Genomic DNA, 14,895 nt, shown 5'->3' on the forward strand with positions numbered 1-14,895 from the left:
GGTCTCCGGACATCATGCTCCCGTGGTGGGACGACGCGCCGCGACGCCGACCGCGAGGAGGGTGAGTGCGCTGCCCACGAGGGTCGCGGCGGACAGTCCGGAACCGGTGGGCAGCGCGAGATCCAGGACGACGGCCGCGAGAAGTTGCCCGGCCACCGAGGTGAGGCCGAGCAGCAGCACCCCGATCCAGCGCACCGCCAAGGCCGCGAGCGCGATAAACACGACACCGATGACGCCGCCGAGATACAGCCACGGCGTCGTCGGGAATCGGTCCGGCCATCCGGTCCGGGCCAGCACGAGCGATTCGACCGCGACCAACGCCACCACACCGGTGGCGAAGTTGACCAGCGTCGCCGAGTAGGGACCGCCCACCACGCCGATCCGCCCGTTCATCGCCTGCTGCCAGGCCAGCCCGATACCGGACAGCGCGGGCAGCCCGATCAACGCGACCGGAGGCACGTTCCGCAGCAGGTCACCGGCGGCCGACGCCGGATGCTCGGCACCGGAGCCACCGACGGCCGCCACGGACACCGCCGCCAAGGCCAGCATCGCCCCGGCGGCGCGCGGCGCGGTCACCGGCGTCCGCCCGCTCGGGCCGAGCCCCAGCCGATCCACCACCAGGCTGCTCACCAACTGCCCGGCCACCGTCGCCACCGTGAACGCCGCCACCCCGATCGCCGCCACCGTAAGCCCTTGGCACGCAACGAAGAACGCCCCGCACACCCCGCCCAGCAACTGCCACCACCGCAGGCCGCCCTCGGCGACGGCCCGCCACACCCGCCCCACCCCCGCCCGCAATCGGCCGCTCGCCGCGAACACCACGCCCAGCGCGAGCAGCCCGGAACCGAAGCTGATCACCGCCGCGGCCACCCCATCGCGCAACTGCTCCCCGAGCGCCCCGTTCAACCGACCCTGTACCGCCACCCCCGCACCGATGCACAGTCCGGCCGCGATCCCCCATTCCCTGCGCACCCGGCTCAGTTCTGGCCGAGGGTCCCGGTGTCGTACGGATTGTCGACCGGAACCCACCCGTTGGTGGAGAATTCGCGATCCGCGCCGGCGCCGACCAGGCCGCGCCGTTCGTTCAGGTCGTCGATCAGTTCGGACACCGGGTGCGAATCGCTGTAGTGGTAGCCCTGGGCGAGCGCGAAGCCCAGCTCGGTGAGCACGGCCGCCTGGTACTCCGTCTCCACACCCTCGGCGATCACCTGCAGATCCAGCGACTTGCTCAGCGCCGCAATGACTCCCAGCAGCGGCGGGGCGGGCGTATCGGAGCGGATGGCGGCGACGAAGGACTGATCGACCTTCAGGATGTCGCTCGGAATGGTCGCCAGGCGGCTCAGCGAGGAGTACCCGGTGCCGAAATCGTCGATCGCGATCCGCACGCCGCGCTCGCGCAGGGTGTGCAGATTGGCGATGGCGGTCTGGGATTCGGCGGCCAGCTCGCTCTCGGTGACCTCCAGGACGAGCTGGTCGGCGGGCCAGCCGGTATCGGTCAGGATGCCGGAAACCCGGTCGGCGTAATCGGTTTCGGCCAGTTCCAGCCCGCTGACATTGACGTTCAGGGTCAGGTCGAGCTGGGCGAAGGTCTCCTGCAGGCGGGCGGCGTCGGAGCAGGCGCGCCGCAGCACCAGCTCGTCCAGGTCGGAGATCAGGTCGTATTCCTCGGCGACCCGGATCAGCCCCTCGGTGGTGACATCCGGCTGGGCATTCGACGACCAGCGCAGCAGCGCTTCCACCCCTACGGCCTTGCCGCCGCCCTCGGTCAGGCTGACGATCGGCTGGTAGTGCACGTCCAGCGCACCCTTGTCGATGGCCTCGCGCAGCTCGACCGCCAGCGGCAGCTGCCGCGACGACTCCAGCACCGTGCGGTTGCGCCCGGCCTGCTTGGCCCGGTACAGACCGACATCGGCGCGGCTGACCAGCAGCGATCCTGATTCGCCCGGCTGCCAGGAGGTGACACCCGCCGAACATCCCGTGGTCACGGCCGCGCGCAGCTGCTCGGTGAGCAGGATCGCGGCCTGCTCGGTGGTGTTGGGCAGCAGCAGCGCGAAGGCGTCGCCGCCGTAGCGGGCCAGCCGCTGATCCGGCTGAAGCAGCTTCTGCCAGGTGTCGGAGACCCGTTGCAGCACGGCGTCACCGGCGCGGTGGCCGAGATGGTCGTTGATCTTCTGGAACCGGTCCAGGTCCACCAGCACCAGCGCCAGGCCCTGCCCGCTGCGGGTGGCGTGCGCGATGGCGGCGTTGAGGGCGCGGTCGAACCCGCGGCGGTTGAGCAGCCCGGTGAGCACGTCGATGTCGGCGTCGGACGCCATCCGGGTCAGGATTCCGACCACGATGCCCGCGCCCACGGTCACACCCGCCGGGATCATTCCCGACCACCACGGCAGGCCGCGCGAGGGCACCGCCCACAGACACAGCACGACGGCGAACAGCACATGCGCGGCAACCCACTGCCAGGCGAAGAAGATCGCGGCATCGCAGGCGACGAAGACATAGAACGCGGCCAGGCTGATACCGCCGACCGTATTCGGGAACCAGTGCACCGCAACGGTGACCAGCACCGTGGCCATCGCGACATAGGCGTGGTGGATCGAATGCGGCAGCCGCGGACCCCAGATGAGCAGACTGACCCCGAGCACCAGCGCGATCGCCGCCGCGATGCCGACCAGTGGCCGATTCCCCTCGTCACCCGGTGCGATGACAGTGATGAGCAGGCCCAGCACCCCACCCATCACGTAGAACGCTCCGGTGGTCCGAGCCATCACCATTGCCGTCGCAAGCGCCGATGCCGTCCGCACCCGCGTGCGGGTATCGCCGCGAGACCCGATTCCTCGCACGCTGCCTAGCCTAGACACAGTTGTCCCATGCAGTAGTCACATCCGCAGGAATCGACCGGCAAAGTCGCCGATTCACGTGTTCGCAACGCACGTGCCGCCGCACGTGCGGCAGTAAGCCCGTTCCCGCGAATTCTTGGTTAACGCAATGGTTCCAGAATTTCGCGGCCGACGAACGGCACCAGCGCCGCCGGTACCCGCACCGATCCGTCGGCTTGCTGATGGTTTTCCAGCAGCGCGACGATCCAGCGGGTGGTCGCCAGGGTCCCGTTCAGGGTGGCCGCGATCTGCGGCTTGCCCTTGTCGTCGCGGTAGCGCACCGACAATCGGCGGGCCTGGAAGGTGGTGCAGTTCGAGGTCGACGTCAGCTCGCGATAGGCGCGCTGGCTCGGTACCCATGCCTCGCAGTCGAATTTGCGCGCCGCCGAGCTGCCCAGATCGCCGGCGGCCACATCGATCACCCGGTAGGGCACCTCGATGGCGGCCAGCATGTCGCGCTCCCAGCCCAGCAGCCGCCGGTGCTCGGCGTCGGCGTCCTCCGGCTTGCAGTAGACGAACATCTCGACCTTGTCGAACTGGTGCACCCGGATGATGCCGCGGGTGTCCTTGCCGTAGCTGCCGGCCTCGCGCCGGAAACACGACGACCAGCCCGCGTAGCGCTTGGGACCGGCGCCGAGGTCGAGGATCTCGCCGGAGTGGTAGCCCGCCAGCGGCACCTCCGAGGTGCCGACCAGGTACAGGTCGTCCTCCTCGAGGTGATAGATCTCCGCGGCGTGCTGACCCAGGAATCCGGTGCCCGCCATGATCTCCGGGCGCACCAGCACCGGCGGGATCATCATGGTGAAGCCGTTGGCCACCGCCCGCTGCGCCGCCAGCTGCAACAGGCCCAGCTGCAGCAGCGCGCCGTAGCCGGTGAGGAAGTAGAACCGCGAGCCCGAGACCTTCGCGCCGCGCTCCATATCGATCACGCCGAGCGCCTCACCCAGCTCGAGATGATCCTTGACGTCGAAGTCGAATTCGGTTGGCGTGCCGACCGTTTCGAGCAGGACGTAGTCGTCCTCGCCACCGGCCGGCGCGCCGTCCTGCACGACGTTCGACAGGGCGCGCTGGGCGGCGTCCAGCTCGGCGTCGGCGGCGTGCTCGGCGGCTTCGGCCTCCTTCACCTTGGCGGCCAGCTCCTGCGCGTACGCGAGCAGCGCGGGCCGCTCGTCGGCGGCGGCCTTGCCGACCTTCTTGCCCATCGCCTTGTGCTCGGCGCGCAGATTGTCGGCGGTCGCGACCGCGGCGCGGCGGGCGGCGTCGGCCTCGAGCAGAGCATCCACCAGCGCCGGATCCTCGCCGCGAGCCCGCTGGGAGGCGCGCACCGCATCCGGATCTTCGCGCAGGAATCGGAGGTCGATCATGGGTAGCCAGCCTAGAACCTGGCACGGGGCGCGGCACCACGGGACCCGCCCGCGGGAGGGTCGTGGCGAGGCCGAACGGGCGCTGTCATGATGGAGCGCGATGTCCACCGATGATGCGCCCCACGCGCCCGAACCCGAAGCCGAACCGGCCGCCACCCCCGGTCACTCCGGCCGGCGGCGGGCGCCGAAGCGACGCTCGCCCGCGCTCGCCGCGGTCGGCCGGATGCATCTGCCCGCGCACAAACTGCGCTGGGGCCTGCTGGCGGTGGCGGTGGGCGCGGTGGTGGCCGCGCTGGTGACGCTGTTCATCTCCGGCTTCCGCAGTTCGCACGGGCTGGAGGCGCACAACCCGGCCTCCCCGCAACTCGGCGGGCGGGCCGGCAGCGCGTTCGGCAGCGCGCACCCGGGCGACTGCCTGTCCTGGACCAACGCCAAGACGCTGGACCTGAACAAGGTCAACTGCGGCGACAAGCATCTGTTCGAGGTCACCGCCGACATCGACCTGAGCCGGTACCCCGGCCGCGAATTCGGCCCCGGCTCCCGCTTCCCCGACTCGCTGCGCTTCGCCGAGCTGCGCGACGAGCACTGCGCGCCCGCCGCGGCCGCCTATCTGGGCGGGCGGCTCGATCCGCGCGGCCGGTTCGTCGTCGGGATGATCAATCCGGGAGAACCGGGCTGGCGCAACGGCGATCGCACCATCCGCTGCGGGCTACAACTGGTCAGCGCCACCGGCAACGCCACCCAGCAGGCCGTCGGCAAGATCCGCGACAGCGACCAGTCCCGCACCTTCGAGTCCGGCACCTGCATCGGCATCAACCAGAGCCTGCCCACCAACGAACCGGTCGACTGCGCCAAACCGCATGCCTACGAGGTGATGTCGGTGGTGGACCTGGGCGCGCACTTCAGCGGCGGACCGCCGAACAACGCCGACCAGGACAAGTACATGCAGGACGAGTGCGCCCACGCCGCCGGCGACTATCTCGGCGGGCAGGACGCGCTGATCAACAAGACCCTCACCATCTTCTGGGACAACCTCGACACCCGCAGCTGGCTGGTCGGCAGTCACAAGCTGAACTGCCTGGTGGGCAAGGGTTCTCAGGACGGCTTCTCGACCATCACCGGCACCGCCCGCGGCGACGTCCTGATCGACGGCCAGGCCCCGGTACCGCCGCCCACCGACGGCCGCTCCACACCGACGCCGCTGCCCGGCGCCGCCCCCGCGCCCGCTCCGCCCCGGTAGGCGAATCTCCGTGGGGAAGCACTGATATGCCGGTCTCGATGTCCGACGAGCGGTTCGAGGAACTGGTCGGCGAGGCGCTCGATCTGATCCCGCCCGAGCTGGCCCGCGCCATCGACAACGTCGTGGTGCTGATCGAACCGCGCAACCCGGAAGACCCAGGGCTGCTCGGCCTTTACCACGGCATCGCCCTGACCGAACGCGTCGACAGCCAGTACGGCGGCGCCCTGCCCGACACCGTCACCATCTACCGCGAGGCGCTGCTCGATGTTTGCGGTAGCGCGGCGGAGGTGGTCGAGGAGGTCGCCGTCACCGTCATTCATGAGATTGCCCACTACTTCGGCATTGACGAAGACCGCCTGCATGAGCTGGGATGGGGCTAGTCTTGACCCGCGAAGCGGGTCAGGCCGAATAAACTTTGGACTAGAGGGAACCGCAGCGCGGGCCGTCGCGTCCAATCAACTCGTAGGGGGAATTCTCGTGGTTCCACCGAAGGGCAGGCGGATGCCGGCCCGACTGTCGCACAGCCGCCACTAGAAGGAGTTCGAGTCATGGTTGGCCACGTACTCATCTCACCCGAACTGATGCTCGCAGCCGCGGCAGAACTCGATCTGCTCGCCGAACGCCTCGTCGCGGCGTCCACGCTCAGCGGCCCGGCGACCCATGTGCTTCCTTCCGGCTGTGAAGAGGTCTCCCTGCTCGCCGCGGGACACTTCAACCACGCCGCGGCAACTCACGACGGCGCGGTCGCCCAGGGGGCACTCGAACTGCACCACGCCGCACACACGCTGCGCATGCAATGCGCCAGCTTCCTGGCCGACGACACCGTCCAGGCCGCCAGCGTCGCCGCCGTCGGCGCCGCCATCCAAGCCTAGCTCCGGATTCCACTACCACCACAGCGATCTCGAGCCATACACAGGGGAGTAACGACCATGGTTGCAGGGATTACCGGGGCTATCTGGGAAGCTCGCCCGGCCGAAATCAATTGCGCCACACTGCACGGCGGCGCGCACGCCATTCCGATCTCCGCCGCCGGCACGGCATGGGGCGCGCTGTCCGCCGTCTGGGCCGAGGCCGGCGTCACCGTCGCCCGCACGATGGCGGAACTCGGCGTCGGCATGGAGGGCCTCGGCGGTCTCGCCGCGCTGGGCAAGCTGACGGGCTTCCTCGGCTGGGCCGGTCAGCAGACCGCCATGGCCGCCACGATGGGCGCCAAGGCGGCCGGCAACGCGACGGCCTACGCGGTCGCGGCGCTGGCGATGCCGAGCCCGCCGGAGATCACGGCCACCAACGCCGCCGTGGTCGCCGCGCACACCCCGCCCGGGATCGCGACCGGCAGCTTCGCCGCGGCGGAGGCCGCCCGCTTTGCGATGGACACCCGCGCCGCGCTGGTGATGGAGACCTACGAGGCCGCGACGACGGCGATCGTGACGGCGCCGGGCGAGTTCCTGCAGCCGCCCCCGATCGTCCCGGGCGCCGGGTCGGCCGTCGAGGGCGGGCAGGCCGCCCAGGGCGCGACGCTGCAGGCCTCCCCGAGCGACCCGCTACAGGCCACCATCGCCGCGGCGCAGGCCGCCGCGAGCAACCCGGCCGTGGTGAGCGCCGCCACGCAGGCCGCGCAGTCGGCGGCGTCCATGGCCGTCAGCGGCGTGAGCACCGCGGGCAACGTCGCGGGCACCGCGATCACCTCGGCCGTGCACGCCGGTTCCGGCGTCCCGAGTTTCGCGACTCCGATGATGTCGTCGATGGGCGCGGCCGGTGTGGCCGGCGGCGCCGCGGCGGCCACGCGCACGGTGTCGCTGACCGGTGGCTCCAGCGTCGGTATCGGCAATAACGCCGGCTCGCTCAAGCTGCCCGAGGGCTGGGGTTCGAGCGGCGCCATCGGCGGCGGTTCGGCCGGTGGCGCGGCGGGCGCGGCGACCGCCGAGCCGGTGACTCCGGGTCAGCTGGGCACGCCCGCGGCGGGACGCTCGACGGGCGTCGGCGGCAATCCGCTGCTCGGCCACCAGGCATCCGACGACGAGGACGAGTCGGCGGACAAGGGCAACGATTATCTGCGGGGGGATCACTTCGGCCAGGGCGGCCTCATCGCGCCCGGGGTCATCGGAGCCGATTCCGCCGCGGAGAGCGCTAGGTGACGGTGCTCGGGGCTGGGCACGGACCGTCCACATTGGACGCGGTCGTGCTGTCGTTCGACGAGTTCCGGTTTCTCCAGCAGCAGCTGGAACTCGCCGATATCCCGGTCGTACTGGCCGCCAATCGGTACTACGACAACGAGGTCACCTACGCCGAGGCCATGACCGCCGCGGCCCGGTCGCTCGCCGAGCGCGAACTGCTGCTCGGCGAGGAGGTGCTCCCCGAACTCGCGGAGCGCATGGGCGCGCTGAACCGGCCACACTGGGCGCTGGAGATGCGCTGGATCGTTGCCGACACCGTGAACCGGCTGTGCATCGCGAAGGGTGACGATCTCGAGGTCGTCGCCCTGCGCGGGCAGAACACCTACGTCATCGACGAGGCGGGCCCCGACCTGCCGGGCACGGTCATCGCCGCGCTGGGCCCGGCGGTCCCGCTCGAGCTGTACGGCATGAACGCGCCGACCGAGGAACTCGCCCCGATCCTCGGCGACACCGGCGACAGCGCCGCCACGGCGGAGCGCCTCGCGAAGATCGGCAAGCCCGACCAGGACGCGCCCACGCTGGCGGCCGCCCTGGTGGACATCGAGTCCGCCGCGGAGATCATCGGCGTCATCTACGGCGACGGCACCCGCGATTTCACGCCCAACCACATCTCGGTCTTCAACACCCGGCACGGCCGCTTCATCGCGACCGCCAGCATGTCCGAAGACGACGTGAAGTGGTCGTCGCTGAGTTCCGGCACCTCGGCCCGGTTGCGAATCGCCGTGCAGGACTTGATCGATTCGATGCCGCTGCGCGCGGACTTCCCGCACGGCAGCACCTCGCCGCTCGGCACCTAACCCATCGGATCGTCGGCGGTCGGTTCGATATCCGTTTCGAACGGCGGGGTGTAGCGGCCCCACCGCACACATTCCCAGCCCGAGAAGGGATCTCCGTCGCCGCCGGACGCGTAGTTCGGGACCAGTTCGATCGTCTCGGTGTTGTCGAGGTGATTGTTCGTCGCGAACGGCGGTGCCACGTTCCCGAGCACCCGTCCGGCCAAACGCATTGCGGCGCCGTGACTCACGAGCAGGATGTCACCTTCCTCGCGCAGGTCACCGGGCGTCAGATAGGTCAGGCGCAGGTGTTCCAGCACGAGCAGGTACCGGTCCAGTACCTCCTGGCCGGTCTCTCCGCCGGGGAGCCGCACCTCCAGCTCGCCGTGGTGCCAGCGGTGGTACACCTCCTGGAAAAGCCGATGCGCCGCATCGGAATTCGCGCCCTCGAGGTCACCGACCTGCACCTCGTACACGCCGTCGAGCACCTCCGCCGGCACCCCCGTCACCGATTCGATGTGACCGGCGGTCTGGCGGGCGCGCAGCGCCGGCGAGCTGAACAACCGGCGCGGCGGCACCGGCAGGCTCGCGCCGAACGACTTCGCCTGCGCCACACCGCGTTCGGTCAGCGGCAGCCCCGGCACCCGGGTATCGAGTACTTTCGCGACATTGCCCTCGGTCTCGCCGTGCCGCACCAGAATCAGCTTGCCGGCTCGGTTCGGTTCGCCGGTGTCCGCGGTGGCCGTCACAGGTCCGCTGCCCCCTTTCGCAAGTCCTCCAGCCAGGCCGTCGCCGATTCGTCGGGCGGCGGCGGGGTGCCGCTCGGCGAGTTGGCGGGCCACGAACCCAGGTAGCGGATCCGGCCGGCCGTGCGATGCAGCGCCTTGAGCGCCTCCGCGACGGCGGTGTCGTCGATATGGCCGACACAGTCGAGGTAGAAGCGGTAGCTGCCCATTCCGGTGCGGGTGGGCCGGGATTCGATGCGGGTCAGATCGACTCCGCGGGTGGCGAATTCGGCGAACACCCGCATCAGCGCACCTGGCTCGTTGACCAGCTCCAGCACCACCAGCGAGGTCCGGTCGGCGCCCGTGCGCGGCGGCGCCGGGCACGGGGGCGTCACGAGGGCGAACCTGGTCACCGCCTGGTCGTGGTCGGCCACCCCGGCGGCCAGCACCGCCAGGCCCAGGCGCTCCCCGGCCAGCGTGGTGGAGACGGCCGCCTCGGCGTGACCGTTCACGACATCCTCCGCGGCGGCGGCATTGGAGGCCGAGGTGTACAGGCGGGCGGCCGGCAGATGCTCCGCGAGCCATATCCGCACCTGTGCGGCGGCCACCGGATACGCGGCGATCGTGCGGACCTCGTCCAGGGCGATGCCGTCGCGGGCGACGATCGTGAAGGCCACGTCCAGTTCGGTCTCGGCCACGATCTGCAGCCGCGGGCCGACGGCCAGCGCGTCCAGCGTCGCCGAGATCGAACCCTCGACCGAACTCTCGATCGGCACCACCGCGCCCTCGACCGCGCCGGACCGGATCAGTTCCAGCGCGGCACCCTGACTGGGCGCGGGGACGCGCTCGACCGGTCCGTCGAACAGGTTCGCGGACTCGAACTGGGCGAGGGCCATCTCGGTGAATGTTCCCGACGGCCCGAAATACGCGATACGCGGCACGGATACGACATTACTGGGCGTCGGGGACACGCTCGGATTTTGTGGGAAGTCAGGTGGCCAGGACGCCGAGGCCCCGCTCCACGTCGTCCGGAGCGTCCGACTCGACCGCCAGCAGCACCTCGCGCAACGCCCGCACGGCCGGCGGTTTCAACCCGCGCAGGAAACCGATATCCGGTTCGCGCAGAGCTGCTCGGATGTCCTCGCCGCACAGCGCGGCGGCGGTGGCCGCGACGATCGCGAGGGCCCGCTCGGCCGACGAGGTGCGGGCCACGAAGCCGATCTCGGTGTGAGCCGCGCCGACCAGGAACGCGGCCACCTGCTCGTCGGGAGCGTTGCCGTCGAGTAGCGGAGCCTCCGGCACCGCGGCGGTGGCGCGGACGAGACCGTCCACCAGGCTCGCTCTCGCGGCGCCGGGAACGGTCAGAGGCACCAAAACCGGCTCGGCGGCGGAACTCGATTCGTGCGGCACAGTTTCCACCGTAGCGATCGCAACGCTTGCACAACCTTCCGCAGTCACTTAGCTTAGGTTTACCTAATATAGCGCCGGGTTCGGACATCTGGGAGGACAGCATGCCCCGCACGACCACGACCGCCGCACCGTCCACGGCCGAACGGGTGCGCAGTGCCAGCGCACACGCCGAACAGGCGGTACTCGCCCTGCCCGGCGCCGACCCGGTTCCGACGACCGTGCACCACCTGCGTGCCTGCGGCGACGCCGTCATCGCCGTGCCCATCGACTCGTCCGCGGTGCCCGCGGCGTGGGGCCCACTCGGCTCGCCCGCCGTACTGGAACTGACCGATATGGCCCCGCTGCCGCTGCGCGAGCCGGTGCGGTCGCTGGTGTGGCTGCGCGGCCGGGTCCGCGCGGTGCCGCAGTACGCCCAGCGCGCCCTGGCTGGCGAGGTGGCCAAGGACCACCCGCATCCGGCCCTGCTGGACGTCGGGCACACCACCACGCTGCTGCGCGTGGTGGTCGATTCGGCGGTGGTGGCCGATTCCAGCGGTGCCGCCGCCGCCTGCCTGGACGAGCTGCGTTCGGCCCGGCCCGACCCGTTCTGGGAGCTGGAATCGGCTTGGCTGCAACACATGGACGCGGACCACGCCGACGTCGTCGCGCAACTCGCCCGGCACCTGCCGGTCCGGTTGCGGGGCGGCGCGGTGCACCCGCTGGCGATCGATCGGTACGGCGTCACGCTGCGCGTGGAGAGCACGGACGGCGACCACGACGTGCGACTGCCTTTCGAGGCCCCGGCCGACGACGTGCAGGCGCTGAGCCGGGCCGTCCGGATCCTCGCGGGCTGCCCGTTCCTGAACGGCATGCGCCGCATATAGGCGCGCTCGCGCCCACCTACATTGGCGGGCATGGTGTCCTCCGCTGATTCCGTACCCGCTCGGCGCGAACCCGCGACCGGCCGGGAACGCACGGCCCTCCGGATCGAGATCGCGATCGTCCTGGTGGTCACGTTCGGGCTCAGCGGCGCGAACGCCGCGCTGTCGCTGCTCGAGAGCGCGCTGGCCCCCGGCGGCGTCGGCGGGCAGACGGTGGCGCTCAATCCGTCGCGGGCGGCGCAGTCGACCATCGATCTGCTGTTCCAGCTGCTCGGCGTGCTGCGCCTGCTGGGCTGGGGCGCGCTCGGCCTGTATCTGTTGTGGCGCAGCGGAATCGGTCCGCGCTTGCTCGGGCTGGCGCGAATTCGCTTGCGGGGGGACGTGGTTCCGGGCCTGGTGCTGGCGGCGATCATCGGGCTGCCGGGACTGGGGCTCTATCTGATCGCGCACGCGCTGGGGATGAGCGTGACCATCGTGCCGAGTTCGCTGGGCGAACACTGGTGGCGGCTGCCGGTGCTGGTGCTGTCGGCCGTGGCGAACGCGGTGGCCGAGGAGGTGCTGGTGGTGGCCTATCTCATCACGCGGCTGCGGAGGCTGGGCTGGACGGAGAATCGATCGCTGGCGGCGTCGGCGCTCCTGCGTGGCAGCTACCACCTGTACCAGGGGCTCGGCGGCGGCCTCGGAAATCTCGTGATGGGCCTGGTTTTCGGCAAATACTGGCAGCGCGCGAACCGGTTGTGGCCGCTGGTGCTCGCGCACGCCACCATCGACACCGTCGCCTATATCGGTTACGCGCTTCTGCACGACCATGTTTCGTGGCTGCCGTGACCGCTCGACACGCACCGTGAGAATCGTCATCGACTCGAGATGAACCCGCGGGCGCGGCGGATCAGTAGCATCTCGATGATGAACGGCGACGACCCCCAGCAATACGCGCGGTCGCGCCGGGTGCCGCCGCCAGGCCCCGGACGCCCCGGACCGCCCCCGGGAGACCGGCGGCGCCCCGGCGGCGAACCGCCTCGGCGACCACCGATCGAACCCACTCAGGTGCTGCGCCGCGACGGCCGGCCGGACCAGCCGCTGGCCTGGTCACAGGCGCCGCCCGGCGGCAACCCGCCGCCCCCGCGCTACCGTCCCGGCGGGCGGCGGCCCGACGTGCCCGCACACGCGCCCACGCAACGACCGGAGCCGTATCGCGAACCTCCCCCGCCGCCGCCTCCGGCCGCCCCGGCCCGGCGCCGGGATCGCCCGCCCCGCGAACCGCGGGTGCGCCGCAAACGGCATTGGGGCCGCTGGCTGCTGGTGCTGCTGCTGATCATCGTCATCGCCCCGATCGCGGGCATCCTCTATCTGGACAGCTCGCTGCACCGCATCGACGTGCTCGCCGACTATTCCGACCGCGTCGGCGACACCCCCGGCACGAACTGGCTGCTGACCGGCTCGGACAGTCGCCTGGGCCTCACCGCCGACCAGGAGAGCGCGCTGTCCACCGGCAGCACCTCCGACGCCGGCGGCGACCGCAGCGACACGATCATCCTGGTGCACGTCCCGAAATCCGGCGCCGCGACGATCGTCAGCCTGCCCCGCGACTCCTACGTGCCGATCCCCGGCATCGGCCGGGACAAGCTGAACGCGGCCTTCTCCGCGGGCGGCCCGAAGCTGCTCGCGCAGACCGTCGAGACCGTGACCGGCCTGCACATCGACCATTTCGCCGAGATCGGCTTCGGCGGCTTCGCGGGCATGGTGGACGCGGTCGGCGGCATCGACATGTGCCTGCCCTACGCCATCGACGACCCGCTGGCCGGGATCGACCTGCCGGCGGGCTGCCAGCACCTGTCCGGTCCGGAGGCGCTCGGCTTCGTGCGCACCCGCGCCACCCCGCGCGCCGACCTGGACCGCATGCAGAACCAGCAGCTGTTCCTGTCGGCGCTGCTGCACAAGGCGACCAGCACCGGCACCCTGATCAACCCGTTGCGGCTGTGGCCGCTGGCCCGCGGCCTGGCCGACTCGCTGCGGGTCGACGACGGCGACCATCTCTGGGATCTGGCCCGGCTGGGCTGGGCGCTGCGCTCCGGCACGGTGTCGACGACCGTCCCGATCGGGGGCTTCGACGACGTGTCCGGCAGCGGCAATGTGCTGCTGTGGGACAAGGAGCGAGCGGGCCGGTTCTTCGACGCGTTGGCCGCGGACAAGCCGGTCCCCGAGGATCTGCTCACCCGGTAACCTCGGGCGCATGCCGAGTGACGGTCACACCCCGGACGACGAACGGCCGTTCCCGGATTTGCTGCAGGATCAGATCCGGCACGAATTCACCGCGGCGCGGCAGTATCTGGCCGCCGCGGTTTATCTGGACACGCAGCGGCTCCCCCGGCTGGCGGGCGTCTGCTATCGCGGCGCCGAGGACAAACACGCGCACGCGATGCGGATGATCCAATATCTGCTGGACCGCGATCATCCGGTCCGCGTCGGGGGCCTGGACGAGATCGTGCCGGAGTTCGAATCCGCGCGGGCGGCGATCGAATTCATGGTCCGGCGGGAAGAGTGGCTCACCGCCCGGGTGAATGTGCTGACCCGCACCGCGTGGGAGACCGGCGATTACGTGGGCGAGCAATTCATCCGGTGGTTCCTCCAGGATCAACTGGACGAGGTCGCCCGGATCACGACGCTGCTCGCGGTGTGTGATCGCGCACAGGGCAACATGTTCGATGTCGAGGAGTTCGTCGTGCGCGAGCTGCGAATTTCCGCGAAACCCGATCCGGCGGCGCCGAAAATGGCGGGCACGAGCCGTAATTGATTAGGCAATACTTGCCTCAATTAGGTCGGGCTCAATAAGGGTGTACTTGGATGACAAGCACGATGACCAGCATTAATGTCGTGCTCATGTCCACTCACCCCGAGCCCCCTCGCAGCAAGTTCCACAACCTGCTGCACGATCAGATTCGGCACGAATTCAATGCCGAGCACCAGTACATCGCAATCGCCGTGTGGTTCGACAATGCCGACCTTCCCGTATTGGCGAAGTACTTCTACAAGCAGGCCGTCGAGGAACGCAATCACGCGTTGATGATCGCGCAGTACTTCCTCGATCGGGACATGAGCATCGAACTGTCCGGTGTCGACGGCGCGAAGTCGAAATTCGAGAACGTGCGCGAGCCGATCGAACTGGCGCTGCAGCAGGAGAAGACGGTCACCGAGCAGGTCGTGCAGTTGGCCGGCACCGCCCGCGAAGAGGGCGACTACCTGGGCGAGCAGTTCATGCAGTGGTTCCTCAAGGAGCAGGTCGAGGAGGTCGCGCGGATGACGACGCTGCTGACCGTGACCGACCGCGCCGGTGCCAACCTGTTCGATCTGGAGAATTTCGTCGCCCGGGAGATGAGCAGCCCGAGCGACGCGTCGGGCGCACCGCACGTGGCGGGCGGCTCCGTCTGACTCAAGCCACCGGGTGAGCGACGCTCGGCCCCGCAAACCGCTGC

Annotated in this window: 16 protein-coding genes; 10 read left to right on the forward strand and 6 right to left on the reverse strand. The window is 70.2% G+C overall.

The annotated features are described in order from the left end of the window. Window positions 1–12 precede the first annotated feature (12 nt). From ACFMRZ_RS21975 to serS, 3 genes are all read right to left on the reverse strand, one after another. Window positions 13–972, reverse strand: a complete 960-nt coding sequence (locus ACFMRZ_RS21975; RefSeq protein ID WP_400180566.1) for a DMT family transporter — start codon at window positions 970–972, stop codon at window positions 13–15. Window positions 973–977: 5 nt separating this feature from the next. Further along, window positions 978–2,765, reverse strand: coding sequence for a putative bifunctional diguanylate cyclase/phosphodiesterase (locus ACFMRZ_RS21980; RefSeq protein WP_400180567.1), 1,788 nt, complete (start codon window positions 2,763–2,765; stop codon window positions 978–980). Between the two features lie 212 nt (window positions 2,766–2,977). Continuing rightward, complete coding sequence (gene serS / locus ACFMRZ_RS21985) at window positions 2,978–4,240, reverse strand: serine--tRNA ligase (RefSeq protein ID WP_280368452.1); 1,263 nt, start codon at window positions 4,238–4,240, stop codon at window positions 2,978–2,980. Window positions 4,241–4,340: 100 nt separating this feature from the next. Between serS and ACFMRZ_RS21990 the strand changes: the two genes are divergently transcribed. The 5 genes from ACFMRZ_RS21990 (at window position 4,341) to ACFMRZ_RS22010 (ending at window position 8,451) form a co-directional block, all read left to right on the forward strand. Continuing rightward, window positions 4,341–5,480 carry a septum formation family protein gene (locus ACFMRZ_RS21990; protein WP_280272308.1) on the forward strand — a complete coding sequence of 380 codons (1,140 nt, stop codon included), beginning with the start codon at window positions 4,341–4,343 and terminating at the stop codon, window positions 5,478–5,480. A 26-nt stretch (window positions 5,481–5,506) separates the two neighbouring features. Beyond that, window positions 5,507–5,860, forward strand: a complete 354-nt coding sequence (locus tag ACFMRZ_RS21995; protein WP_280272307.1) for a metallopeptidase family protein — start codon at window positions 5,507–5,509, stop codon at window positions 5,858–5,860. A 168-nt stretch (window positions 5,861–6,028) separates the two neighbouring features. Continuing rightward, window positions 6,029–6,352, forward strand: a complete 324-nt coding sequence (locus tag ACFMRZ_RS22000) for a PE domain-containing protein (protein WP_400180568.1) — start codon at window positions 6,029–6,031, stop codon at window positions 6,350–6,352. A gap of 57 nt (window positions 6,353–6,409) precedes the next feature. Then, on the forward strand, window positions 6,410–7,615 hold the full coding sequence (locus tag ACFMRZ_RS22005) for a PPE domain-containing protein (RefSeq protein ID WP_400180569.1): 1,206 nt from the start codon (window positions 6,410–6,412) through the stop codon (window positions 7,613–7,615). Next, complete coding sequence (locus tag ACFMRZ_RS22010) at window positions 7,612–8,451, forward strand: ESX secretion-associated protein EspG (RefSeq protein ID WP_400180570.1); 840 nt, start codon at window positions 7,612–7,614, stop codon at window positions 8,449–8,451. Before ACFMRZ_RS22005 ends, ACFMRZ_RS22010 begins: the two co-directional genes overlap by 4 nt. On the opposite strand, the gene ACFMRZ_RS22015 is transcribed toward ACFMRZ_RS22010, so the two are convergent. The 3 genes from ACFMRZ_RS22015 to ACFMRZ_RS22025 are packed head-to-tail and all read right to left on the reverse strand — an operon-like array spanning window position 8,448 to window position 10,562. Beyond that, complete coding sequence (locus ACFMRZ_RS22015) at window positions 8,448–9,176, reverse strand: histidine phosphatase family protein (RefSeq protein WP_400180571.1); 729 nt, start codon at window positions 9,174–9,176, stop codon at window positions 8,448–8,450. The genes ACFMRZ_RS22010 and ACFMRZ_RS22015 overlap by 4 nt on opposite strands. Further along, window positions 9,173–10,093, reverse strand: coding sequence for a prephenate dehydratase (gene pheA / locus ACFMRZ_RS22020; protein ID WP_280368466.1), 921 nt, complete (start codon window positions 10,091–10,093; stop codon window positions 9,173–9,175). The genes ACFMRZ_RS22015 and pheA overlap by 4 nt, the downstream gene beginning before the upstream one ends. A gap of 49 nt (window positions 10,094–10,142) precedes the next feature. Continuing rightward, window positions 10,143–10,562 (reverse strand): hypothetical protein, encoded by a 420-nt coding sequence (locus tag ACFMRZ_RS22025; protein WP_400180572.1) that lies wholly within the window; start codon window positions 10,560–10,562, stop codon window positions 10,143–10,145. A 101-nt stretch (window positions 10,563–10,663) separates the two neighbouring features. Here ACFMRZ_RS22025 and ACFMRZ_RS22030 point away from each other — a divergent pair, with 101 nt between their 5' ends. From ACFMRZ_RS22030 to ACFMRZ_RS22050, 5 genes are all read left to right on the forward strand, one after another. Then, window positions 10,664–11,425, forward strand: a complete 762-nt coding sequence (locus tag ACFMRZ_RS22030; protein ID WP_280275491.1) for a DUF2470 domain-containing protein — start codon at window positions 10,664–10,666, stop codon at window positions 11,423–11,425. A 30-nt stretch (window positions 11,426–11,455) separates the two neighbouring features. Continuing rightward, on the forward strand, window positions 11,456–12,250 hold the full coding sequence (locus tag ACFMRZ_RS22035; RefSeq protein WP_400180573.1) for a CPBP family intramembrane glutamic endopeptidase: 795 nt from the start codon (window positions 11,456–11,458) through the stop codon (window positions 12,248–12,250). Between the two features lie 78 nt (window positions 12,251–12,328). Further along, entirely contained in the window at window positions 12,329–13,645 is a 1,317-nt protein-coding gene (locus tag ACFMRZ_RS22040; protein WP_400180574.1) for an LCP family protein, read from the forward strand. A 10-nt stretch (window positions 13,646–13,655) separates the two neighbouring features. Then, window positions 13,656–14,216, forward strand: coding sequence for a ferritin (locus ACFMRZ_RS22045; protein WP_400180575.1), 561 nt, complete (start codon window positions 13,656–13,658; stop codon window positions 14,214–14,216). A gap of 86 nt (window positions 14,217–14,302) precedes the next feature. Then, the gene (locus ACFMRZ_RS22050) at window positions 14,303–14,851 is read left to right on the forward strand and encodes a ferritin (protein ID WP_280275497.1); all 549 of its coding nucleotides are present in this window, start codon (window positions 14,303–14,305) and stop codon (window positions 14,849–14,851) included. Window positions 14,852–14,895 lie beyond the last annotated feature (44 nt).

It is taken from the genome of Nocardia sp. N2S4-5 (assembly GCF_044628355.1).
GTDB classification, from domain to species: domain Bacteria; phylum Actinomycetota; class Actinomycetes; order Mycobacteriales; family Mycobacteriaceae; genus Nocardia; species Nocardia wallacei_B.

Bases quoted from the DNA above. Each gene is read 5' to 3' on its own strand.
- ACFMRZ_RS22005 (WP_400180569.1), top strand. From the start codon at position 6,410: ATGGTTGCAGGGATTACCGGGGCTATCTGGGAAGCTCGCCCGGCCGAA.
- ACFMRZ_RS21995 (WP_280272307.1), top strand. From the start codon at position 5,507: ATGCCGGTCTCGATGTCCGACGAGCGGTTCGAGGAACTGGTCGGCGAG.
- ACFMRZ_RS22000 (WP_400180568.1), top strand. From the start codon at position 6,029: ATGGTTGGCCACGTACTCATCTCACCCGAACTGATGCTCGCAGCCGCG.
- serS (WP_280368452.1), bottom strand. From the start codon at position 4,240: ATGATCGACCTCCGATTCCTGCGCGAAGATCCGGATGCGGTGCGCGCC.
- ACFMRZ_RS22050 (WP_280275497.1), top strand. From the start codon at position 14,303: ATGTCCACTCACCCCGAGCCCCCTCGCAGCAAGTTCCACAACCTGCTG.
- ACFMRZ_RS22045 (WP_400180575.1), top strand. From the start codon at position 13,656: ATGCCGAGTGACGGTCACACCCCGGACGACGAACGGCCGTTCCCGGAT.
- ACFMRZ_RS22040 (WP_400180574.1), top strand. From the start codon at position 12,329: ATGAACGGCGACGACCCCCAGCAATACGCGCGGTCGCGCCGGGTGCCG.
- ACFMRZ_RS22030 (WP_280275491.1), top strand. From the start codon at position 10,664: ATGCCCCGCACGACCACGACCGCCGCACCGTCCACGGCCGAACGGGTG.
- ACFMRZ_RS21990 (WP_280272308.1), top strand. From the start codon at position 4,341: ATGTCCACCGATGATGCGCCCCACGCGCCCGAACCCGAAGCCGAACCG.
- ACFMRZ_RS22035 (WP_400180573.1), top strand. From the start codon at position 11,456: ATGGTGTCCTCCGCTGATTCCGTACCCGCTCGGCGCGAACCCGCGACC.
- ACFMRZ_RS21980 (WP_400180567.1), bottom strand. From the start codon at position 2,765: ATGGCTCGGACCACCGGAGCGTTCTACGTGATGGGTGGGGTGCTGGGC.